This window comes from Pseudomonas shirazensis (genome assembly GCF_050496565.1).
Lineage (GTDB): Bacteria > Pseudomonadota > Gammaproteobacteria > Pseudomonadales > Pseudomonadaceae > Aquipseudomonas > Aquipseudomonas shirazensis_A.
In genome coordinates, this window is sequence record NZ_JBNWAE010000026.1 from 24,600 (window position 1) to 45,469 (window position 20,870).

The window sequence follows — 20,870 nt, forward strand, 5'->3', positions numbered from 1 at the left end:
CAAGGTACTGTCATGGCCACTCCTGCGGACACAACCCAATCTTCCCCGGCTCCCGAAAATTCGCGCAAGCGCAAGACCTGGCTGCTGGCCGTGCTCCTGCTGGTGATTCTCGGTGGCGCTGCTGCCTGGGCCTGGTACAGCCTGGTCGGGCGCTGGCACGAGAGCACCGATGACGCCTACGTCAACGGCAACGTGGTGGAAATCACACCGCTGGTGACCGGCACCGTTACCAGCATTGGCGCTGACGATGGCGATCTGGTGCAGGCCGGTCAGGTCTTGCTGCAATTCGATCCCGCCGACAGCGAGGTTGCCTTGCAGTCATCCGAGGCCAAACTGGCGCGTACAGTGCGTCAGGTCCGCGGCTTGTACAGCAACGTCGACTCGCTCAAGGCACAGATGCAAAGCCGTGCTGCGGAACTGAAGAAAGCCCGCGACAACTACAACCGGCGCAAGGTCCTGGCCGAGAGCGGGGCAATCTCCCGTGAAGAGATCTCCCATGCCCAGGATGACCTGAGTTCCGCGCAAAGTGCCTTGGACAGCGCCCAGCAGCAGCTCAATACCAGTACTGCACTGGTCGACGACACGCTGCTGGCCTCGCACCCGGAGGTGATGGCTGCCGCTGCTGATGTACGCCAGGCGTACCTGGATAACGCCCGTACTACCTTGGTCGCGCCGGTCACCGGCTATGTTGCCAAACGCACCGTGCAGTTGGGCCAGCGCTTGCAGCCGGGCACTGCGACCATGGCCGTGATCCCGCTGGATGAGGTGTGGATCGATGCCAACTTCAAGGAAACCCAGTTACGCAATATGCGCATCGGCCAGCCGGTCGAGATCAGCGCCGACCTGTATGGCAGCGACATCAAGTACACCGGCACCATCGACAGCCTCGGCGCCGGTACCGGCAGCGCTTTTGCCTTGCTGCCTGCGCAAAATGCAACCGGCAACTGGATCAAGATCGTCCAGCGGGTGCCAGTGCGTGTGCACCTTAACCCTGAGCAACTGCGCGATCATCCGCTGCGCATCGGCTTGTCGACCGTGGTTGAAGTCGATCTGCACGATCAGACCGGCCCGATCCTGGCGCAACAGCCTCCGCAACAAGCCAGCTACAGCACTCAGGTGTATGAGCGCCAACTGGTCGATGCCGACCGGCTGATCGCGCGCTTGATCCATGACAACAGCGCCGCAGGCAAGACGGCGCAGCGATGAACAACAACGGCGCTGCGCAGTTCACTCCGCCAAGCCTGCTGCTGACCACCATTGGTCTGTCGCTGGCGACGTTCATGCAGGTACTCGACACCACCATCGCCAACGTTGCCTTGCCGACCATTTCCGGCAATCTGGGCGTCAGTTACGAGCAGGGCACCTGGGTGATCACCTCGTTTGCGGTGAGCAACGCGATTGCCTTGCCGCTGACCGGGTGGCTGAGCCGGCGCTTTGGTGAGGTCAAGCTGTTCATCTGGGCAACGCTGTTGTTCGTGATGGCGTCGTTTCTGTGCGGGATCGCCCAGTCGATGCCTGAGCTGGTGGGCTTTCGGGTGTTGCAGGGCGTGGTCGCCGGGCCGCTATACCCGATGACCCAGACCTTGCTGATTGCTGTGTATCCGCCGGCCAAGCGGGGGATGGCGCTGGCGCTGCTGGCGATGGTGACGGTTGTTGCACCGATTGCCGGGCCGATCTTGGGCGGCTGGATTACTGACAGCTACAGCTGGCCTTGGATTTTCTTCATCAACGTGCCAATCGGCCTGTTCGCCGCTGCCGTGGTGCGCCAGCAGATGCGCACGCGACCGGTAGTGACCAGCCGGCAACCGATGGACTACATCGGCTTGATCACCCTGATCATTGGTGTGGGCGCGCTACAGGTGGTGCTCGACAAGGGCAATGACCTGGACTGGTTCGAGTCGTCGTTCATCATTGTGGGCAGCCTGATCTCGGTTGTGTTCCTGGCCATCTTCATCATCTGGGAGCTCACCGACCGCCACCCGGTGGTGAACCTGCGGCTGTTCGCCCACCGCAATTTTCGCGTCGGCACCATCGTCCTGGTTGGCGGCTACGCGGGCTTTTTCGGCATCAACCTGATCCTGCCGCAATGGCTGCAGACGCAGATGGGCTATACCGCCACCTGGGCCGGGCTGGCTGTGGCGCCGATTGGCTTGCTGCCGGTGATCATGTCGCCCTTCGTGGGCAAGTATGCGCACCGCTTCGACCTGCGGGTGCTGGCCGGCCTGGCATTTCTCGCGATCGGTGCAAGCTGTTACATGCGTGCCGGCTTCACCAGCGAGGTGGACTTCCAGCACATTGCCCTGGTGCAACTGTTCATGGGCATCGGCGTGGCGTTGTTCTTCATGCCAACCTTGAGCATTCTGCTGTCTGACCTGCCACCGCAGCAGATCGCCGATGGCTCGGGGCTGGCGACATTCCTGCGGACCCTGGGCGGCAGCTTTGCGGCATCGCTGACAACCTGGATCTGGATTCGCCGGGCCGATCAGCATCATGCCTATTTGAGTGAGCACATCAGCCAGTACGACCCTGCTACTCGGCATACACTTGAGCAACTCGGGGGCGCCAGCCCACAGAACTACGCGCAGCTTGAGCAGATCGTCAACAGCCAGGCCTACATGATGTCGACGGTGGACTACTTCACCCTGATGACCTGGGTATTCGCCGGCCTGATCCTGTTGGTGTGGTTCGCCAAGCCGCCGTTTACGGCCAAGGCCGGCCCGGCCTCAGCGGGGCATTAGTTGTCAACGCGGGCAGGCCCGCGTTAGCCTTGTGCCATCAGTCGCCCAGGGGCAATCGATGGACAAGGTTATCGTGATTACCGGTGCCAGCCGCGGCATCGGTGCCGCTACAGCGCGGCTTGCCGCCGAGCAAGGCTACCGTATCTGCGTCAATTATCATGCTGACGATCAGCCTGCCGAGCGCATCCTTGCCGAGGTCCGCGAACGCGGTGCCGAGGCGATCGCCGTGCGTGCCGACGCCAGTGTCGAGGACGAGGTCATCCAACTGTTCCATCGCGTTGACCATGAGCTGGGGCCGGTGACGGCACTGGTCAACAACGCTGGGACGATTGGCCCGCAAAGCCGCCTGGAAGACATGTCCGAGTTCCGCCTGCTCAACCTGATGAAAACCAACGTGGTCGGGCCAATGCTTTGTGCCAAGCATGCGCTGCTGCGCATGGCCCGTCGGCACGGCGGGCAGGGTGGAGCGATCGTCAATGTGTCGTCGTTGGCGGCGCGCCTTGGGTCGCCCGCAGAGTACGTTGATTACGCTGCGTCGAAAGGGGCATTGGATACGTTCACCATTGGCTTGGCCAAGGAAGTGGCCGGCGAAGGCGTGCGCGTCAATGGGGTGCGGCCTGGGTATATCCATACCGGCTTTCATGCGTTGAGCGGGGACGCCGAGCGCGTGCACAAACTTGAGGCCGGGCTACCGATGGGTCGTGGCGGCCAGCCAGAGGAAGTCGCTGAAGCGATCCTCTGGCTGTTGTCGGACAAGGCGTCCTATTCGACCGGCACCTTCATCGAGCTGGGCGGTGGGCGCTGAGATTCAATACTTGCCTGCTGCGTATCAAGGCGGTTCCTGCGTATTCAGTAACTGCGTAACGCGCTGAGCCAGGCTTGCCAGGGTGAACGGCTTGAGCAATATCTGCGCCTCGTCGAGCGGAGAACTCTCGGGCAATGTCTGCGGTTCTTGCGCGGTGATGAACAGCACCACGGTCTGGGCATACAACTGCTGGCAGGCTTCAGCCAACTGGCAACCATCGAGCCCGCCCGGCAGGCCGATATCACTGATCAGCAGGTCTGGTTGCAGGCCGCCTTGCAGCGCGTCCAGCGCCGCTGTGCCGGTTTCGAATACATGCACGTGGTGGCCGAGGTCTTCCAGCACTTCGACGATGACCATGCGCATGGTCGGCTGGTCTTCGACGAGCATGATTATCCGGCTGGGCTGGACTTCGCTGATTGTCGGTTGCGAAGTGTGTTCAACCGCAGGGGCGGGCGTCTGGACTGGTCGCCTGGGCAAGTAAAGGTGCACGCTGGTGCCCTCACCAAGGAGGCTCTGGATATGCACCTGACCGCCTGACTGGCGCACGAAGCCGTACACCATCGATAGGCCGAGCCCGGTGCCCTCGCCGAGTAGCTTGGTGGTAAAGAAAGGCTCGACAGCCCGCTGCAAGACTTCTTGACTCATACCTGTGCCGTTGTCACTGACCGTAAGCCGCACGTAGTCGCCAGTGGGCAGGTCGAGCGACCGCATCTGTTCGGCTTCGGGGCTGCTGCAGTTGGCTCCGCTGATCAGCACTTGGCCGCCAGCGGGCAGGGCATCACGGGCGTTGATACATAGATTCAGCACAGCGCTTTCGAGCTGCGGTGGGTCGGCAAAGACCGCCCACAGGTCATCGGGGAAACGGCTGCGTAGCTCGATGGAATGGCCAATGCTTTGCTGGAGTAGAGCCTGAATGTCGCCCACCAGCAGGTCGATCCTGATCGCCTGCGGCAACAGGGTCTGCTTGCGCGAAAAGGCCAGCAAGCGGTGGACCAGCGAAGAGGCGCGTTGCGCCGATCCATTGGCGGTGGCAAGCAGAGGTTGCAGCGCATTGAAGCGTCTTTGGTCGATACGTTGTTGCATCAACTCATGAGCGCCCAGCACTGCGCCGAGCAAATTGTTGAAGTCATGGGCAATGCCGCCACTCAACTGCCCTACGGCTTCCATCTTCTGTGCTTGGCGCAGCGCTTCGCCTGCTTCGCGCAGGCGTTGCTGGTCACGCACGCGCTCGCTGACGTCATAGGCGAACAGATAAGCACCCTGGATCGTACCGGCTGGATCCCGTAAAGCATTGAAGCGCAGTTCATAATGGCGCCGTTGTGCTGCCTCACCAAAACCCTCGATCACGGTGATCCGTTCGCCCGCCAGTGCGCGCTCCCAAAGGGGCATGATCAGGTCGCGGTCAGCGGCGTTGCGGGTCATCAAGTCGGGCATGTACTGGCCGACGCGCGGCATTTTTCCGCACAGCTGCTGAAAGTCCAGGCGGGCCTGGCGATTGATTGCCAGCCAGTTTCTGTCACGGTCGATAACATGCACGTTGGCGATGCTGTGATCGACCAGTTCCGCGAACAGACGACGCTCCGCCAGCGCTGCGCTGGAGCGCAGCTCCAACTGCTGATTCAGCAGTTGCAGAGCTGCGTCGGCGCGGCGTTGCTCGGTAACGTCCTTGAACAACACGGCAACCCGGTAAGCCGTCGCCGGTTCTATGCGGAAACAGCTGAGGGCCAGGACCCGGCCTGTAGCGCTCAAGCAATGTTCCAGCTGGGCGGGCTCACCTGAGCGCAACACCTGGCTGTAACACTCTACCCAGAAGTCGGCCTGGTCGGGCGCTACCTGGCGGATGCTCTTGCCCGCCGGATCAAGCCCGGCGTGGGTCATGCAGGCAGCATTGGTCAGGATGTGCTTGTAGTCGCTCAGCGGGCCATGCGGGCCGTCGAAGAACTCGATGATGCAACAACCGATGTCCATGTTATCGAAGACGAAGCGATAAAGACTGTGCTCGTTTGACTGGCGCTGCGCGAGTTGTGCTTCAAGGTCAATGTTGCGTTGCTGCAAAGCATCCAGTTGCTGGTGCAAGGCACGCAGTTGAGGGTCGTGCATATGTGCATCCTGCGCTATATATCACCGCGCAACTGTAGCCTGACTGGTCGGTCACTGCTAGAACGAGCGCACAATTCGCCCCAGGGTCTCCATTGCTTGCTCGGCGCTTGCATCCCATGGGCTGCCGTAATTCAAGCGAATGCAGTTGCCGAAGCGCCGGGTCGGCGAAAAGATCGGCCCAGGTGCAATACTGATGCCTTGTGCGGCAGCCATGTGAAACAGCTTCAACGCATCCATTTGCTCTGGTAGCTCAAGCCACAGGAAATACCCACCAGATGGCTGGCTGACCCGCGTTTGCGCCGGGAAGTAGCGCGCAATCGCTGCCAACATGCTCGCCTGTTGACCCTCGAGCGCATAACGCAGTTTGCGCAGGTGGCGGTCATAGCCGCCGTGCTGCAGGTAATCGGCGATGGCCGCCTGCGCAGGCATGGATGCGCACAGCGAGGTCATCAGCTTGAGCCTTTCGACCTTCTGCGCAAAGCGCCCGGCAGCGACCCAACCGATGCGATAGCCTGGCGCCAGACTTTTGCTGAACGAGCCGCAGTGCATCACCAGGCCATCGGTGTCGTAGGCCTTGGCCGGTTTGGGCGCTTGTTGCGAGTAATAAAGCTCGGCATACACGTCGTCTTCGATGAGCGGCACCTGATGGCGCCGCAGCAGCTCGACCAACTCCTGTTTCTTGTGGTCGGGCATGCTCGCACCAACCGGGTTCTGGAAGTTGGTCATGCACCACACCGCCTTGACCGGGTGCTTGTCCAGGGTCTGCGCAAGCACGCCAAGGTCCATGCCTTCACGCGGGTGTACGGGGATTTCCACAGCCTTGAGCTTGAGCCGCTCCAGTACCTGCAAGCACGCATAAAACGCCGGCGCCTCGATGGCCACCAGATCGCCTGGCTCGGTGACTGTCTGCAAGCACAGGTTCAATGCCTCGAGTGCGCCATTGGTGATCAACAGTTCTTCCATCGGCAACATCAGCCCGGCGACCATGTAGCGCAGGGCGATTTGCCGGCGCAGTTGCGGGTTGCCTGGCGACAGGTCGGTGACCGCCATGCGCGGGTCCATCGCGCGGCTGGCGCTGGCCAGTGAGCGCGACAGGCGTTGTAGCGGGAACAACGCAGGGCTGGGGAATGCCGAGCCAAACGGGACCGTGTTGGGGTCTTTGATCGAGTCGAGGATGGAAAACACCAGCCCGCTGACGTCAACCTCGGTTGACTCGCTGACGGGCGCCATGATCTGTGGCTCATTCATCTGCTGCGGCGCATGCGCATTGACGAAGTAGCCTGAGCGCGGCCTGGCACGGATCAAACCTCGCCGCTCGAGCAGGTAGTAAGCCTGAAACACTGTCGACGGGCTGACCCCGTGGGTCTGGCTGGCGTAGCGTACAGATGGCACCCGCTGGCCGGGGCCGAGTACCCCGGAGCGGATCAGTTCAGCAATGTCATCGGCAAAGCGTTCGTAGCGTTTCATGGGCGCTCGGCAGGCATGGTAATGGCTCAGTGTAAGGGATCAGCGGTTCAACGGCGCGACGAAGCGGCTGCGGGCGCTGCTGCGAATGCTTGGCTCGTCGCTGTCCTGGATCTCGAAGGTCAGGTCCTGGGCGCTGCTGCTCGGACGCTCGGCAAGCATCGCGACCGATACCGGCAGCTCGCCCATTTCGCCGGCGCGCAAGGTGAATTCAGTGTTGCCGTGCAGCTCGAAGCCGTCCGCATCCACCAGGCGCAGCTGATAGTGCTGTGGCTGCTGGGTCTTGTTGATGACCTTGAGCAAGTAGATGTTCTCGATCTGGCCCAAGGCGTTTTCGCGGAACAGGCCGCGGTCCTTGATTACGTCTAGGGAAACCATCGACCGCTCCTGCAGAGCGAGCACCAGTGCACCGATCATGACCACCAGCGCAGTCACATAGCCGAGCAGGCGTGGGCGCAGCCAGTGGGTGGAGCCGCCTTGCAAGGTGTGCTCTGACTTGTAGCCGATCAGGCCGCGCGGGTAGCCCATCTTGTCCATCACCCCGTCGCAGGCATCGATGCAAGCGGCGCAGCCGATGCAGGCCATCTGCAGGCCTTGGCGGATATCGATACCGGTCGGGCAGACCTGCACGCACAACGTGCAGTCGATGCAGTCGCCCAGCTGCTGCGCGCGCGGGTCGCTGCCTTTCTTGCGTGGGCCTCGCGCTTCGCCGCGGCGCGGGTCATAGGCGACGGCCAGGGTGTCCTTGTCGAACATCACCCCCTGAAAGCGCGCGTAAGGGCACATGTGCATGCACACGGCTTCGCGCAGAAAACCGGCATTGAGGTACGTGGCACCGGTGAAAAACAGCACCCAGAACAATGCAACACCCGTTAGCTGCAGGCTCAGCAGCTCCTGTGCCAAGGGGCGGATAGGGGTGAAGTAGCCGACAAATGTCAGCCCGGTGAGTACGGCAATGGCCAGCCATAGCGCATGTTTCAAGCTCCGCCGGGCCACCTTGTTCACGCTCCACGGCGCCGCTGCCAGCTTGATGCGTTGATTGCGATCGCCTTCGCTGATTTTTTCGCACCACATGTACAGCCAGGTCCAGGTGCTCTGCGGGCAGCTGTAACCGCACCAGACTCGGCCTGCGAAGACGGTGATGGCAAACAGTCCAAAGGCGCTGATGATCAGCAGCGCCGACAGCAGGATGAAGTCCTGCGGCCAGAAGGTGGTACCGAACACGTGGAATTTGCTGTCAGCAAGATCCCACAGCACTGCCTGGCGGCCGTCCCAGTCCAGCCAGGCCGTACCAAAGAACAAAGCAAACAAGGCACCGGCAAAACCGATCCGAAGATTACGGTAGATGCCGCTGAAGCTGCGCGTGTGAACGGCGCCGCCGCTGTAACCGCTGCCTCTGTGGGCTGCTGGGGGTGTTACCTCAATCACGTGGTACGGAATTTTATCGCTCATGTCGCGTGGCTCATCAGGCTTCAACAGACCCGGGCACTATGGGCCGGTGACTGTTTGCAGCACAGACTCAGCTAAGCCGATAAAAACCGTATCAGGTACCTCGCGGTCAGCGCCAAACCCTTATATTACCGAGCCAGGCTCACTTGCCTTCAGATGCCTGCGGCTATCCACCGCACCGATAACAGTGAGCGCGTCAGCCTCGGCCTCGGTGATCGGTATGCGCTCCCCCGCAAGCACGGCGACAGACATGCGCAGCTGCTCGTCAGTGACAATCTCGACTTCCGGGCCCGTGCCCTCGATCCGCAGCTTGTCGCCGATGAGCGTGCAGTGGCGGCTGTTCTGGTCAACTTCTATAGGCATGTCAGCGTCCTCTGGGTGGTTGCTAGTAGTGACCGCACGGGTACCCGGGTTGCTGCATTGGCTGATCAAACGGCACTTCGGCGTGGGCTGAGGTGTCAACCGTCAACACAGGCAGAGGAGGGTGTTGATGGACAGCGGCTGGGAGAGGATTCTGGGTACTATCCAGGCCGAGTTTGCCGATGTGACCAACGTCGAGGAGGTCACACGCATTCTGGTGCGCTTGCTGATGGCCGCGCTGTTGGGCGCCGTGCTGGGCTTTGAGCGTGAGCACCGCGGCAAGTCTGCCGGCGTGCGCACGCACATGCTGGTATCACTGGGTGCAGCGCTGTTCGTGCTGGCGCCGAGTATGGCCGGCGCAGATGCTCAGGCGCTGAGCCGGGTCATTCAGGGTATCGTTGCCGGTATCGGCTTTTTGGGTGCGGGCACCATTCTCAAAGGCAATGGCAAGGATCCCAGCCACGTCAAAGGGCTGACTACTGCGGCGGGCTTATGGATGACTGCAGCCATTGGTACGGCTGCCGGGATGGGGCGGGAGGCGACCGCGCTGATCAGTACGATCCTGGCGCTGCTGGTGCTGAGCACCATGCCCAAGCTGGTAGACAAGGTCGAGGGAGGTAACGATCAGAAGCAGCGGGAAGAAGAGGGCTGATAGCACTGAGGGGAGCCGAAGCTCCCCTCAAATCGTTGCTGCCTGCTCTGTTGTTATTATTGAAGACTGGCCTTTTGTTGTTTTTGTAAGCCTGCCTCGGTGCCGCGAGCAACCCCCATGCGGGGTCAAGAGCAAACGTATTTTTTTGAGCGCTGACCTGCTTTCATCATGTTGATCCGACCGTGACTGTGGCTACCTGGAGGTAGTTTTGTTGTTCTGTGTCAGGCCGCGGGGTTAATCCCCAGGAAACCAGTTCTACTCCAAAAAAATCTGCTTGCTACGCCTCTGCCGTGTTGTTCTTGTTATGTCAGAGCCGTTACCTGTTGTTTTTATTGGGTGTCACGTTTTTGTTCTTGTTATGTCAGAGATATAGCAGGTGGCGTGCCAACTTTTTAAATTCCTTAAAAATCAGGGGGTTGGTCATTTCATGCGTCTTGCCGCTGCGGGAAATTCTGTCGAATTGTTTCCCTGTTACCCGAATTTTCGCTGCGGAACGTGGGGCCGGTAACACCAGGCCCACACATTGATGACATTAGTGTGACTCATTGTGCGCTACGGGCCCGCACGACACGTGAGCCTGTCGGTCGCCCCAGCACCTGGGTGATGCGCTGGCCGGCGGCGACCAGCCGATCGAGGTCTATGCCGGTCTCGATCCCCAACCCCTGCAGCAGGTAGAGCACATCTTCAGTGGCAATATTGCCGGTCGCGCCCTTGGCGTAAGGGCAGCCGCCAAGCCCGGCGACCGAGCTGTCGAACACCTGGATACCTTCCAGCAGGCTGGCGTAGACGTTGGCCAGGGCCTGGCCATAGGTGTCGTGGAAGTGCCCGGCCAGTTGTGCACGCGGCACCTGCGCCGAGACCACTTCAAACAATCTGCGTGTGTCACCGGCAGTGCCGGTACCGAGGGTGTCGCCCAGTGACACTTCATAGCAGCCCATGTCATGCAGCGCCTTGGCGACCGGAGCGACCTGCTCGGCGCGGACTCTCCCTTCATAAGGACAACCAAGCACACACGACACGTACCCGCGCACGCGCACGCCATGGCTGCGCGCTGCTTCCATGATCGGTTCGAAGCGCTGCAGGCTGTCACTGATCGAGCAGTTGATATTGCGCTGTGAGAACGCCTCGGTAGCAGCGGCGAATACCGCTACCTCTTTGACACCCGCAGCAACCGCGTCTTCAAACCCACGCAGGTTCGGCGCCAACGCTGCGTAGGTGACTTCGGGATGATGCTTGATTGCGGCGAAAACTTCGGCCGAGCCGGCCATCTGCGGAACCCACTTGGGCGAGACGAAACTGCCCACTTCGATGTAGGACAAACCGGCCTCGCTCAGGTCATCGACCAGGCGCACCTTGTCGGCGACGCTGATCGGCTGGGCTTCGTTCTGTAGGCCGTCGCGCGGGCCGACTTCAACCAGGCGGACGTGTTTAGGCAGTGACATGGCAGGGTTCCTGTGGCGGGTCAGCAAGGGCTGTCGGAAGGTTTGGGCGTGGCGGCAAGCGCTTGCTCACAGCGCTCCTGAGCGGTATCCAACTCGAGGTACATCTGCTCGATATCAAGCATTTGCTGCTCCAGCTGCGCGCGGCGTTCGGCAATTTTCACCAGCATGCTGTTGAGCTGTTTGAAGTTGCCACCGCGTGGGTCGTACAGCTCGATCAGCTCGCGGCACTCGGCCAGGGAGAAGCCGATGCGCTTGCCGCGCAGAATCAGCTTGAGCGTAACCTTGTCGCGGGCACTGTAGATGCGTTCCAGCCCGCGCCGCTCAGGGCTGATCAAGCCTTGCTCTTCATAGAAGCGGATGGCCCGTGTCGTGATGTCCAACTCACGGGACAGGTCGGAGATGCTGTAGGTCTGGGTGCTCATGCTTGGGCTCGGAAGATTCATCGCACTAAGCTACTGGGAGCTTTACGTTTACGTCAAGGTGTCCTGACCTTATCGGCGCTTGGCGCAGTACGCGGGTGGTTCAGCGCTGGCAGGCGTGCTACAAGTCAGGTTGATCATTTATAAATTGAATCCTCTGATGTCTATCAGCGTTAAATCGAATAGGGCGTTGTTCGATCTCGACTTGTTGCGGGCGATCGTCGTGGTGGCCGATTGCGGCAGCTTCACAACTGCTGCAGCCCGCTTGCACTCGACTCAATCGACCATCAGCCAAAAAGTCAGGCGGCTGGAAGAAATGGTCGGCCACCGCTTGCTGGTGCGTGGCAATCGTGATGTGTTGCCTACCGATGCCGGGCAGACCCTGCTCGGCTATGCCCGGCACATGCTGGCGCTCAACGATCAGATGCTCGAGGCCCTGGCCGGCGCGATGGTCGGCACTACAGTGCGGCTTGGCGTGCCGGAGGATTTTGTCGGCGGGCGCACGACCAATGCGCTGTCTGATTTCAGCCGGCGCCATCCGCAGGTCAAACTCGAGGTGACCAGCGGGCTGTGTCGCGACCTCAGCCAAGCCTACGACAATGGAGAGCTGGACCTGGTGCTGCTCAAACAACGGCGCAACAGCCGCGAAGGAGTGGCCTGCTGGCCCGAGCGTCTGCAGTGGATCGACAGTGCACGGCTGCCGGCATTCGAGCTGGACCCGATTCCGCTGGTGACCTTTCCCCCGCGTGGGCTGTACCGCGATGACATGATCAACGCCATCGAAGGCATGGGCCGGCGCTGGCGCATCAGCTTTACCAGCTCCAGCCTGAGCGGGATTCAAGCGGCGGTTGCCGATGGTATGGGTGTGAGCCTGCTGCCGCCCCGTGCTGCAACCTCTGAGCACCGCGTACTGGGTACCGAGCACGGTTTGCCAGAGGTAGACAGCTACGAGATCGTCATCGTGCACCGGCCAACTGCCGAGCAGATGGTGCGCTCATTGGCGCAGGTGCTTACCGAGCTGTTAGTGGTTCATGCCATCTGACAGGCACGTAGATTGTCCTGTCAGCGAGACAATCAGTGCTATTCACGCTGTCTACTGCACGATTGTCACCGCGGGTAAGCTTGTAGCCAGTCAAAAAGGAGACCTCTCATGAAAGACATTCTGGGTGTTCATCAGGCCCCGGCCGGGCACTGGGTGGGCGACGGTTTTCCAGTACGCAGCCTGTTTACCTATGACCAGCTGGCCCGGCATATCAGCCCATTTTTATTGCTGGATTACGCCGGCCCATATGACTTTTCGCCCACAACCGCTCGGCGCGGGGTGGGCGAACACCCGCACCGCGGCTTTGAGACCGTGACGATCGTCTACCAGGGCGAAGTCGAGCATCGCGACTCCACGGGTGCCGGCGGTTTGATCGGGCCAGGGGATGTGCAGTGGATGACCGCTGCCGATGGCATCATCCACGAAGAATTCCATTCGCCAGCGTTCGCCCGCAGCGGCGGAGCACTTGAAATGGTGCAGCTGTGGGTCAATCTGCCAGCGCGGGACAAGCGTGCCCCGGCGGGCTACCAGACGCTTTTGGCAGCGAATATCCCGGTTGTGCCGCTGGCCGACCAGGCAGGCAACCTGCGGGTGATCGCTGGCGAGTTCGATGGCGCCGCCGGCCCCGCGCGCACGTTTACCGAGATGGACGTGTGGGATGTGCGCTTGAATGCCGGCGCAGCATTGCAACTGCCGGTAGCCGCCGGACGTAACGCCGCTGTCGTCGTGCTGCGCGGTAGTGTAACGGTCAATGGCGACCGCGAGGCGGGTCCGGCCAGCCTGGTACTGCTCGACCGAGCCGGTACCGGGGTTCACCTTGAGGCGCAGCAAGGGGCGGTACTGCTGCTGCTCAGCGGTGAGCCTATCGACGAACCGATCATCGGTTATGGGCCTTTCGTGATGAACAGCGAGGCGCAGATTGCCGAAGCCTTCGACGACTATCAGGCTGGCCGCTTTGGGCAGATGGGTGGTGGACACGGCCCTGCGCACTGATCGCCAGCCACAGGCGGACCGCCCGTCGCGCCATGTCTCTGGCAGAACGAACGGTCGCCGCCGCCTGACGATCTTCCACTAAGGTGCTAGTGGATTGCTGCGCATTGGATGTTCTGGCGAATGGACCGCCGCTTGAACGCGAGCAACATCGGCTGACGCCTCGCCCTAGACGGCGTACTCAAAGACAACAGGCCATCCCATGTAGAGGGTCGTACCATGTCGTTGATAGGTGTTTCAATGCTGGAAATGCGGCAAATCATCGAACAGGCCTGCCTGCCTGATCGGTGCGAGGTCAGCTGCCCTGATGGGGCCAGCCTGACCATTCGCCTGGGCGAAGGTCCAAGCCTTAAGGACTGCGTGATCTTGACTGATGTACCGATCGACAGCCTCAATAGCTGCCGTGACCTGGTAGGCCTGGTCGAGGAGCTTCGTGCTCAGCAACGTCAGGCTCAGCAGCCGGTCATGACCAAGCGGATCGCCTGATCGCAACTGCTTCCAGTCACTGCAGTTCGACCAGCAGGTTGATCCCGCCGTCGCCGCACTTGCCGTGTCGGCGTACCACTCCGTGATAGCTGCGCCCGTCAAAGCTGAACGCTACGCTGTGAGCGCTCTGTAACTTCGCGGGCAGCGGCGGCGATACATGCAGCCTGAGTGCTGGCGCGCCTTGCAGGTTAACCGGGGCAAATTGCACATGGCATTCGGCGCGGTGTGCCACGGGGCCAAACAGCGTGTCGCGCACGTAATTCAGCTCCAGGCAGGCGCTGGCGGCGCGGTAGGTGCTTTTACTCGCAGGGCGGTGCTCGGGTGGGCATTCGGAAGCAGGCATTTCGAGACTCCTGACTGGCTGAGGCATGTATCAGGATATTGAAGCTGGGGGCGGGCAGACGTTCAGTTAAATGAGCGTTTGTTGAAGATGAGGTGTGGGGCTGGGTAATGTTGGGGCTGCTGTGCAGCCCCGATGTACCTGTATTCAACCTTGCGAGATTCAGCGCTGCGGATTGAGTGTCAGGTGCACGTGGCGGTTGACGTCCTTGTACAGCAGGTAGCTGAACGGACCCGGACCGCCGGCATAGCAAGCTTGCGGACAGAACGCGCGCAGCCACATGAAGTCGCCAGCTTCGACTTCGACCCAATCCTGGTTCAGGCGATACACGGCTTTGCCTTCCAACACGTACAAACCGTGCTCCATCACATGCGTCTCGGCGAACGGAATCACGCCGCCGGGCTGGAAGGTGACGATGTTGACGTGCATGTCATGGCGCATATCGGCCATGTCGACAAAGCGCGTTGTGATCCAGCCACCGTTGGTGCCCGGCATCTCGATCTTGGTCGCGTTGTCGCGGTGGGTAACGAACGCTTCTGGAATATCCAGGCCTTCGACGCGCTGGTAATGCTTGCGCAGCCAGTGGAAGGTGACGTTGGCCTTGCTGTGGTTTCGCAGGCTCCACTCGGCGCCTGGTGGAATGAACGCATAACCGCCAGGAGCCAGGGTGTGATGCTTGCCCTGCAGGGTGATGTCGATTTCACCCTCGACCACGAACAATACCGCTTCGGCATTCGGGTCCAGCTCTGGACGCTCACTGCCGCCTTCCGGGGCGACTTCAACGATGTACTGCGAGAAGGTTTCGGCAAAGCCGCTCAGCGGACGAGCGATAACCCACATGCGCATCTTGTCCCAGAACGGCAGGTGGCTGGTGACGATGTCACGCATCACGCCTTTGGGGATAACGGCATAGGCTTCGGTGAACATGGCACGGTCAGTCAGCAGCTCGGTTTGAGCGGGGTGCCCACCGTGAGGGGCGAAGTAGGAATGGTTCGACATGGACAGTCTCGACTTGTTGTTCTCTCCCCGTGCCGGAAACCGCACCGGCCGGTGCGCCGCAGGGGATGCACGGACAGGATAGGGTCCGTGCACAGCCATCCACAAATTAAATGTTGAAATACCCGCTATTCGATTACTGAATGCTCACTTTGCGCCCCGCGTGTTGTTCGGGCAAGCGATCACCCTGGCCGAACAGCTTGTGGCGCAAGGTGCCTTCAGCATAGGTCAGCGGGTAGCGGCCGCGCCGCTGCAGCTCTGGAATCAGCAGCTCTACGACATTGCTCAAATCATCCGGTTGTACGGCGTAAGTGAGGTTGAAACCATCGACGCCGGTCTGGTCGAGCCAGCGCTCCAATTGGTCGGCAACCTCGCTGGCAGAGCCGATCAAGACTGGGCCGCGCCCGCCAAGGCCGATGAATTCGGCGGCTTCGCGCACGGTCCACTGCCGGCTTGGGTCGGCCGCGGTAAAGGCGGCCAGGGCCGCGCGGCCCGCATCATTCTCGACGTATTCAATCAGCGCATCTGGGTCGAGGCCGGCGAAGTCGATGCCTGTCCAGCCGGACAGCAGCGCCAGCGCGGCGTCGAGATCTACATAGCTGCGGTACTCGGCAAAGCGCGCCTGCGCCTGCTCATGGCTGTCCGCGACAATCAGCAGTGCCTGCGCGTAAATCAGCACCTCGTCAGGGCCACGTCCTGCCGCGGCGCTGGCCTGGCGCACGCCGTCGGCGTAGCGCCGCAGTACGGTCGGCGTCGGCCCGCTGATGAACACGCACTCGGCGTGCTCTGCAGCGAAGGCCTGACCGCGCGCGGAGGCGCCGGCCTGGAACAGCACAGGCGTGCGCTGCGGCGAGGGTTGGCAAAGGTGCATCCCAGGGACCTGGAAGTGCTCGCCGTGATGGCCAATCGGATGGACCCGCGAGGGTTCTATGTAGCGGCCCGATTCGCGGTCCAGCAGTACTGCATCGTCATCCCAGCTTTTTTCCCAGAGCTTGTACAGCACCTGCAGGTATTCATCCGCAAGGTCGTAGCGCTGGTCATGGCCCAACTGCCGAGCCAGGCCAAGATTGCGTGCAGCGCTGTCCAGGTAGCCAGTGACGATATTCCAGCCGACCCGACCATTGCTCAGGTGGTCCAGGGTAGACATGCGCCGTGCGAACGGATACGGGTGCTCGTAGGTCAGTGAGAAGGTCACGCCGAAGCCCAGATGCTCGGTGACCCCGGCCATGGCCGGGACCAGCAGCAGGGGATCGTTGACCGGGACCTGCACGCCACCGCGCAGGGCCGCTTCGGGGCCGCCTTGGTAAACGTCGTAGATGCCCATGACATCGGCAATGAACAGCGCGTCGAACAGGCCACGTTCAAGCAGACGAGCCAGGTCAGTCCAGTAGTCCAGCCGATTGAACGCCACGCTGGTATTGCGCGGATGGCGCCACAGCCCGGGGGACTGATGGCTGGCGGCGTTCATGCTGAAGGCGTTGAAGCGAATCGGGCGGGGCATGCGAGGCGTTCCTTGGCGTCAGGGCAGGACGGCGGTCGGGTACACCGCGTCAGCTACGTTCAACTTGTGCGGGATCAGCCCCAGGCCCTGGAAGGTGTCGGCCAGTTTTTGCTGCTCGGCGACGATGGCCGGGGTGATCGGCACGGCGTTGTAGTTGCGCCGCTCGCTGGCCACTTCCAGCACTTCGGGCTTGATCCCCAGTTGCGGGGCCAGCAGGCTGGCGACTTCCGCTGGCTTGGCATTGGCCCACTGGCTGACCTTGGCCAGCTCGCTGAAGAAGGTCTTCAGCCATTCGCGGTGCTGGTCGGCAAAGCTTGCGGTGGAGAGGTAGAAGGTGCGGTTATTGGTGAGGCCGCTGCCATCGCGCAGATTTTTCAAGCCCGGTTGCTGTTCGGCTGCTGCCAGGAACGGGTCCCACAGCGTCGAAGCCTGCACGCTACCCGATTGCAGCGCGGCGACCGCATCGGCGGCGTTGTTGACGTAAGCGGGGGTGATGTCCTGGTAGCTCAAGCCGGCTTGCTGCAAAGCAACGGCCAGCAGGTATTGGGCATTCCAGCCGCGGCCGGTGGCAACTCGCTTGCCTTTGAGCTCCTGAACGCTGGTGATGTGATCCTGTTCGCGTACCACCAGCCCAATCCCGCGCGGGTAGGGTTGTTCAGCCGCCAGATAGACCACAGGCTTGCCGGCGGCCTGGGCGAACACCGACGGTGCGTCAGCGGCGTGACCCAGGTCGATGGCACCGGTGCTCAGCGCTTCGAGTAGTTGCGGGCCGGCGGCGAATTCGTGCCAGCTGACCTTCACGCCCTGTGCTGCGAGGGCCTTTTCCAAGGCGCCGGTGCCCTTAAGGATGTTTACGCTGTTGAATTTCTGGTAACCGATGCGCAAGGTCTTGGCATCGTCGGCGATGGCTTGTGACCAGGGCAGTAGGGAGCCGACGACACTGGCCAGCAGGCCGCCGAGCAAGAGGCGGCGAAGAGGAGAAAAGGCACGGTTGGACAAGGCGGGTGCTCCTGAGCGAAGGCTGGAAGGTGGGCTCCAGCGTAAGGGAGGCGGCTCAGGGCTTTCAATTTTTTAATTCCATTTGGTTAGATTGTTTTGTTCTTTTTATATCCTTTTGTGTTTTCAGGGTTTCAGCGTTATTCGTTGTTTTTCAGCGCTGCGACCAGCAGTAGCGATTGCGGCACGGGGCTTTGAGGATGCTGCGGTTCCTGCAGTTGGATGAGGTTTAGTCCGGCCATGTCCAACGCGGTGAGCCAGCTTGTCAATGTGCGCATGTACCACGGCATCGGCTTCCAATCACCCTCGAACCCAGCGAAGGATTCTTCACGCCAGCCATCTTGATAAACGCCGTTGGCGGCGCTCCATGGGTGTAGCGACTGGATCACAAGCGCGCCGCCCGGAGCCAGTAGCGCGGTCATCGCACTGAGCAGCGGGATGATGTCTTGATGGAGCAATGCGAAGTTGGCGCAAATCGCGTCGTAGCCGTTGCCGATTTCTACATCGCCGCTGGCGAGTTGTTCGTAGCTGCAATGGTGAACGGGTGATGAGCCGGCTGCGCGTGCGGCCGCGACCAGGGTTGAGTCGCCATCCACGCCTACGGCTTCGATACCCCGAGCAGTTAGGGCGCGCAACAGCCAGCCCTCACCGCAGCCAAGGTCGAGAACCCGCTGTGGCTGGCGTGACAGGATGGCCAGCAGGATCGCTTGATCGGTGACCTGGCGGCGGCTTTCGATGCAGCCACTGCGTACAGCTTCGATCCAGGCGTGGGCGTTGTCATGCCAGCTTTGCTGGAGGCGGGTTTCAGGGTTGGGGGAGGGCATGGTTGGCTCCGGTAGTGATAGATACGTACAAGCTTAGGCGGTGCACTAGGCCTAGCGACATCGATGCTTCACCCGACCAGCCAGCCGCTGTCGCCTTCAATCAGCGTGCCGCCATGGTCAGTGGTGTCCCCAAGTCGCGCCACGGCCTTGCCTGCGATGGCATAACTTGGCGAGCCGCTTTCAATGACGGCGCCACAGCTTGTGCGGTCGCCAACACAAGCGACCTCGCGCCCGCTGACCATTGTCGCAGATGTGCCCGAGACCACTTCGCCGATGCCGTGAATAGGGCAGTCATGTTTGTGGCCGATCAGCACAATGGGTTTCATCGGTGGAGGACTCCTTGGCTGTAGTGGATTGGTTGCCGGGCTTGGCTCGCCTACGGGTGGCGCGTGGTTTTTTCGCCGGCCGCTGGCCCGGGCGTATGGCCCAAAGATGGGCGTTCGCACGCAGGCGCTCCTGGATATGAGTCGGCCTGTCGGCCAAGGTGGTGAGCGGCGGGATTGGTTTACCGGGCAGTCCTGCTTCGCGGATGATTTTTGGCCAGCGCGGCTTCCAGCACAGCAGCAGGCTTAGCCAGTGGCCCAGGCCGATGATGAGGAAGGCGGGCGAGATAAGAACAAGGCCTAACTTGATGATCCGCGACGAATTCCAGAAGTAATGGGTAAGGCCCTCGAACTGCGGAGTGAATGCCTGCCATGGCCAAGGGAAGTGTGAAGTGATGCGTGGGCGGGGTAGGCCCTCGGGGCCTTCGTCCATGAAGCGGCGGATGAATTCCCATTCGGCTTGGATTTCAGCTTGGTTGTTTCCTGCTTTGCCGACCCACGCACACTCTGGATAGTGGCTTCGTGTAAACGATTGTGACCAATATAGGAATAGCGGAAACCCAACCCCTCCTGCGATTGCAGAGTTGTGATTAGCGCCAGAACTGCTTACGCCAATCCATGGGAGTGTCACTAGACCACCGCAGTAATGCGGTCGATGTAGATAGACCTGTTGAGTTTTGCGATTGAAGCGTATGATTAAATGTCGTGACGTGAATATCTCTAGTCGCGATATTGGTAATCCTAGTTTAACGTATGCAATGGTAAAGCCAGAGCTCAGAAGTCCAAGGTAGATGCTGAGTGCAAGTGCGAAAAAATCCACGGTAGAACCGTCGACGGGATCTTCATACAGTACGGCTAAGGCGAAATTTACCGAGCCTGCTATCCCTGCTGTGATAGTGGCAAACAACGCTAAGGACAATATGGTGATAAGGCCGCGCTTACCTTCTCCCATACCGCACCTCATTTCTATGTTCGTATCATCGTATACATAAACCGCCCCCCTTGAAGCGGGTGCCAAACTAGCACTCAATCTTGCGGCAGCAAGGCTTGCGATTTCGTCGCCTTCATACGCGGGTATGTCCGTAATGTCAATGTCGTTGGGGAGCTTGTTTCGTGGTTCATCAGTCTCGGATCGTATTACAGTCTGCCAGTAGCCCCATTCAAATAAGAACATTAGAGGGTCTCCGATACGGCATTAATAAATGATGCAAGCTCTTCTTGGTCTAGCTCATAAGATTTGGTGTTTTTGCTTCGGCTGAAGCAGCATTTTTCACACCATTTCTCCAGTTCGTTCTCATCTATTATCAAAAGTGTAAACGTCATTCCGATAGCTAGTACGCCACCTATCCACCCCATTCGACTTAGTAGCAATAGCAGTGCGCGGTTCCCTGCTAGCGTCTTGGAGAATGCAGCCAAAAGTTTTGCGGGGCCGCTTATGTGTTTACTAGATGCATTTAGCGCTAGCCACCGGAAGTAGGCGCCAGCTTGGGAGAACGCGATCCCCCCTTGCCCGCTCAGAAGGGTAAAGGTCGCGAAAGCCCTCGTTGAGTAGGCTCCGGCTAACATGCCTTTTTTGAGATCGCGTGTGTCTCTGTAATTGGCGCCTGCGCTGAGGGCATCGTTGATGTCCCACGCGATGCTCACTGCTCCTCCTGCGCTGGCCATTGCGGCCCCCCAGACACGATACCGCCCCAGGCTGATACTCGCTCCCTTCGCCGAGGCACTCCTCCGGTCAAGAGATGCCAGTGCCTGCTCTGTCCCAACTGCCAACAACTCCATCCCCGCCGCCGCGCTCGTCAACGCCCCCGCAGCCACTTCGCTCCAGAACCGTCGGTCCTTGTCTTCTCGCCTGCCTTGCAGCAGCAACAGACTCGCTTCCAGCAACAGCAGCGCGCTGCTGACCCGCAGCCGGTAGAAGCTGTTGCTGTGCGCGCCGTTCAGAT

20 protein-coding genes and 1 pseudogene are annotated in these 20,870 nt (G+C 60.7%); 7 read left to right on the top strand and 14 right to left on the bottom strand.

The genetic code is table 11. The features are described 5' to 3' along the window. The first annotated feature begins 12 nt into the window (after window positions 1–12). Genes ACQZ2L_RS24250 through ACQZ2L_RS24260 form a run of 3 tightly spaced genes read left to right on the top strand, consistent with a single transcriptional unit; the run spans window position 13 to window position 3,543 of the window. Window positions 13–1,206: an HlyD family efflux transporter periplasmic adaptor subunit gene (locus ACQZ2L_RS24250; protein ID WP_430328184.1), complete on the top strand. Its 1,194-nt coding sequence runs from the start codon at window positions 13–15 to the stop codon at window positions 1,204–1,206. Continuing rightward, window positions 1,203–2,738: a DHA2 family efflux MFS transporter permease subunit gene (locus tag ACQZ2L_RS24255; RefSeq protein WP_430328185.1), complete on the top strand. Its 1,536-nt coding sequence runs from the start codon at window positions 1,203–1,205 to the stop codon at window positions 2,736–2,738. The genes ACQZ2L_RS24250 and ACQZ2L_RS24255 overlap by 4 nt, the downstream gene beginning before the upstream one ends. 58 nt (window positions 2,739–2,796) lie before the next feature. Next, window positions 2,797–3,543: an SDR family oxidoreductase gene (locus ACQZ2L_RS24260; protein WP_430328186.1), complete on the top strand. Its 747-nt coding sequence runs from the start codon at window positions 2,797–2,799 to the stop codon at window positions 3,541–3,543. 24 nt (window positions 3,544–3,567) lie between these two features. Here the strand turns inward: ACQZ2L_RS24260 and ACQZ2L_RS24265 are convergent, their stop codons facing one another. The 4 genes from ACQZ2L_RS24265 to ACQZ2L_RS24280 all read right to left on the bottom strand — a co-directional run bounded on the left by ACQZ2L_RS24265 (window position 3,568) and on the right by ACQZ2L_RS24280 (window position 8,919). Next, window positions 3,568–5,643, bottom strand: coding sequence for a PAS domain-containing protein (locus ACQZ2L_RS24265; protein ID WP_430328187.1), 2,076 nt, complete (start codon window positions 5,641–5,643; stop codon window positions 3,568–3,570). Between the two features lie 57 nt (window positions 5,644–5,700). Further along, window positions 5,701–7,110: a GntR family transcriptional regulator MpaR gene (mapR, locus tag ACQZ2L_RS24270; protein ID WP_430328188.1), complete on the bottom strand. Its 1,410-nt coding sequence runs from the start codon at window positions 7,108–7,110 to the stop codon at window positions 5,701–5,703. Between the two features lie 39 nt (window positions 7,111–7,149). After that, complete coding sequence (gene ccoG / locus ACQZ2L_RS24275; RefSeq protein ID WP_430328189.1) at window positions 7,150–8,559, bottom strand: cytochrome c oxidase accessory protein CcoG; 1,410 nt, start codon at window positions 8,557–8,559, stop codon at window positions 7,150–7,152. Between the two features lie 120 nt (window positions 8,560–8,679). After that, window positions 8,680–8,919, bottom strand: a complete 240-nt coding sequence (locus tag ACQZ2L_RS24280) for a DUF3203 family protein (RefSeq protein ID WP_103437523.1) — start codon at window positions 8,917–8,919, stop codon at window positions 8,680–8,682. A gap of 127 nt (window positions 8,920–9,046) precedes the next feature. Between ACQZ2L_RS24280 and ACQZ2L_RS24285 the strand changes: the two genes are divergently transcribed. Beyond that, window positions 9,047–9,568, top strand: a complete 522-nt coding sequence (locus tag ACQZ2L_RS24285) for an MgtC/SapB family protein (RefSeq protein ID WP_430328190.1) — start codon at window positions 9,047–9,049, stop codon at window positions 9,566–9,568. 542 nt (window positions 9,569–10,110) lie between these two features. Here ACQZ2L_RS24285 and ACQZ2L_RS24290 read toward each other — a convergent pair. Further along, on the bottom strand, window positions 10,111–11,010 hold the full coding sequence (locus tag ACQZ2L_RS24290; protein WP_430328191.1) for a hydroxymethylglutaryl-CoA lyase: 900 nt from the start codon (window positions 11,008–11,010) through the stop codon (window positions 10,111–10,113). A 20-nt stretch (window positions 11,011–11,030) separates the two neighbouring features. Further along, entirely contained in the window at window positions 11,031–11,432 is a 402-nt protein-coding gene (locus ACQZ2L_RS24295; RefSeq protein WP_430328192.1) for a MerR family transcriptional regulator, read from the bottom strand. Between the two features lie 157 nt (window positions 11,433–11,589). On the opposite strand from ACQZ2L_RS24295, the gene ACQZ2L_RS24300 reads away from it, so the two are divergent. From ACQZ2L_RS24300 to ACQZ2L_RS24310, 3 genes are all read left to right on the top strand, one after another. After that, window positions 11,590–12,471 (top strand): LysR substrate-binding domain-containing protein, encoded by an 882-nt coding sequence (locus ACQZ2L_RS24300; RefSeq protein ID WP_430328193.1) that lies wholly within the window; start codon window positions 11,590–11,592, stop codon window positions 12,469–12,471. Between the two features lie 108 nt (window positions 12,472–12,579). Next, on the top strand, window positions 12,580–13,464 hold the full coding sequence (locus ACQZ2L_RS24305) for a pirin family protein (protein WP_430328194.1): 885 nt from the start codon (window positions 12,580–12,582) through the stop codon (window positions 13,462–13,464). A 216-nt stretch (window positions 13,465–13,680) separates the two neighbouring features. Continuing rightward, entirely contained in the window at window positions 13,681–13,947 is a 267-nt protein-coding gene (locus tag ACQZ2L_RS24310; RefSeq protein ID WP_430328195.1) for a DUF1652 domain-containing protein, read from the top strand. A 16-nt stretch (window positions 13,948–13,963) separates the two neighbouring features. Here ACQZ2L_RS24310 and ACQZ2L_RS24315 read toward each other — a convergent pair whose 3' ends face one another. From ACQZ2L_RS24315 to ACQZ2L_RS24350, 8 genes and pseudogenes are all read right to left on the bottom strand, one after another. Further along, window positions 13,964–14,290 carry a hypothetical protein gene (locus tag ACQZ2L_RS24315; RefSeq protein ID WP_430328196.1) on the bottom strand — a complete coding sequence of 109 codons (327 nt, stop codon included), beginning with the start codon at window positions 14,288–14,290 and terminating at the stop codon, window positions 13,964–13,966. Between the two features lie 159 nt (window positions 14,291–14,449). Beyond that, window positions 14,450–15,286 carry a bifunctional allantoicase/(S)-ureidoglycine aminohydrolase gene (locus ACQZ2L_RS24320; RefSeq protein WP_103437516.1) on the bottom strand — a complete coding sequence of 279 codons (837 nt, stop codon included), beginning with the start codon at window positions 15,284–15,286 and terminating at the stop codon, window positions 14,450–14,452. 133 nt (window positions 15,287–15,419) lie between these two features. After that, the gene (locus tag ACQZ2L_RS24325) at window positions 15,420–16,784 is read right to left on the bottom strand and encodes an LLM class flavin-dependent oxidoreductase (RefSeq protein ID WP_430328197.1); all 1,365 of its coding nucleotides are present in this window, start codon (window positions 16,782–16,784) and stop codon (window positions 15,420–15,422) included. An 18-nt stretch (window positions 16,785–16,802) separates the two neighbouring features. After that, window positions 16,803–17,783 carry an aliphatic sulfonate ABC transporter substrate-binding protein gene (locus tag ACQZ2L_RS24330; protein ID WP_430328198.1) on the bottom strand — a complete coding sequence of 327 codons (981 nt, stop codon included), beginning with the start codon at window positions 17,781–17,783 and terminating at the stop codon, window positions 16,803–16,805. Between the two features lie 137 nt (window positions 17,784–17,920). After that, window positions 17,921–18,604 (bottom strand): class I SAM-dependent methyltransferase, encoded by a 684-nt coding sequence (locus ACQZ2L_RS24335; RefSeq protein ID WP_430328199.1) that lies wholly within the window; start codon window positions 18,602–18,604, stop codon window positions 17,921–17,923. A gap of 68 nt (window positions 18,605–18,672) precedes the next feature. Further along, window positions 18,673–18,930 (bottom strand): PAAR domain-containing protein, encoded by a 258-nt coding sequence (locus ACQZ2L_RS24340; protein ID WP_430328200.1) that lies wholly within the window; start codon window positions 18,928–18,930, stop codon window positions 18,673–18,675. Beyond that, window positions 18,896–20,101: a DUF6708 domain-containing protein gene (locus ACQZ2L_RS24345; RefSeq protein ID WP_430328201.1), complete on the bottom strand. Its 1,206-nt coding sequence runs from the start codon at window positions 20,099–20,101 to the stop codon at window positions 18,896–18,898. Before ACQZ2L_RS24345 ends, ACQZ2L_RS24340 begins: the two co-directional genes overlap by 35 nt. Then, a pseudogene (locus tag ACQZ2L_RS24350) lies at window positions 20,101–20,870 on the bottom strand (hypothetical protein); the annotation flags it as partial. The gene ACQZ2L_RS24345 and the pseudogene ACQZ2L_RS24350, both read right to left, overlap by 1 nt.